This window comes from Pseudomonas sp. SJZ077, from assembly GCF_007993905.1.
Classification (GTDB): domain Bacteria; phylum Pseudomonadota; class Gammaproteobacteria; order Pseudomonadales; family Pseudomonadaceae; genus Aquipseudomonas; species Aquipseudomonas mandelii.
In genome coordinates this window covers 1-1,153 of sequence record NZ_VIUJ01000050.1, presented here as the reverse complement: position 1 = coordinate 1,153, position 1,153 = coordinate 1, and the positions used below count along the sequence as shown (strand labels likewise).

The following is a 1,153-nucleotide window of genomic DNA, read 5'->3' as shown; positions in this document are numbered from 1 at the left end:
CAGGCTCGCTTGTATGGTAGGACTTGAAGGGAGGAGGAGGGACAAGGCTCGATTCTGACTGTTGACGCAGTACAGACTGTGGGAGATTTCGCCCCTCCTCCTTTCACCCAAGCGCCGATAAAGAATGCATCTGGCTAGACCGACGATAGGAACAAGCCTGCGCCTCTGGGTGAGCCCTTCAAGTGCTCAAACCTTATCTCGGAGGAAATCCTATGGCAATGCCGGTCTCTCTATCAAAACCGATCGTGGGCGTGGATGTCGCCAAGAATGAACTGGTGATTTATCAGGCTGATAACGATTTGCTTAAAGAGATTCCCAACACTAAAACATCCATCAAGCAGTGGCTGAATACGTTGCCGGGGACGGTGGCTATTGCCATTGAGGCGACCAACATCTATCACCTGGACTTTGCTGATCTGGCCTATGAGGCCGGATGTGCGATTTACATGGTGGGAGGCTATGAACTCAAACATTATCGCGAAGGCGTGAAGATCCGCGCCAAAACCGACGCGCTGGACGCCAAGTTGCTGGCCCGTTACCTGAAGAACGAAGCCGAGGAGTTGCGCCCTTGGACCCCTCCATCACCGCTGTACCGCCAGCTCCTGAGCCTCTTCCGCCGCCGGGCTGCCTTGGTCCAGGCTAGGGTTGGCCTGGTGCAGAGTTGGTCGAATGAGCCGCTGCTGAAAGCGGCTTTTGCAGAACAAGTGAAGTCCATGCAGCAGCTTGAAACGCTGATCGAAAAGACGATCAACGATCAGCTCAAAGAAGCCGGTTTACTCGGTCAACTGAAACGTTGCCTGAAAGTTGAAGGCATTGGATTTTTGACTGGGGCTCGCTTGATAACTGCATTTCAGCGCGGGGATTTTAGAAACGCGGATGCGTTTATCGCCTTCCTGGGCATGGATTTACGGGTGTCTAAATCAGGACAGAAGGACGGTCGCCGCAGTTTGACCAAGCGCGGTGACCCCGAGGCCCGCCGGCTTCTGCACAATGCAGCGATGTCGGCTAGCCGTACGAAAGCCTGGAAAGGGTTTTACGAAGCCCAAAGAGCCCGGGGCTTCAGCACCACTGAGGCGCTGGTGATGCTGGCTCGCAAGCTTGCGCGGGTGGCATTCGCCTTGCTGAAAGGGCAAAGCGAATATCAGTCAAAGGT

The 1,153-nt window shown here is 54.7% G+C and carries 1 protein-coding gene; it reads left to right on the top strand.

Features of this window, described 5'->3' with window-relative positions:
• Positions 1 to 212: 212 nt before the first annotated feature.
• On the top strand, positions 213 to 1,153 hold a 941-nt coding region (locus FBY01_RS31455), incomplete at its 3' end, for a transposase (RefSeq protein ID WP_178113342.1).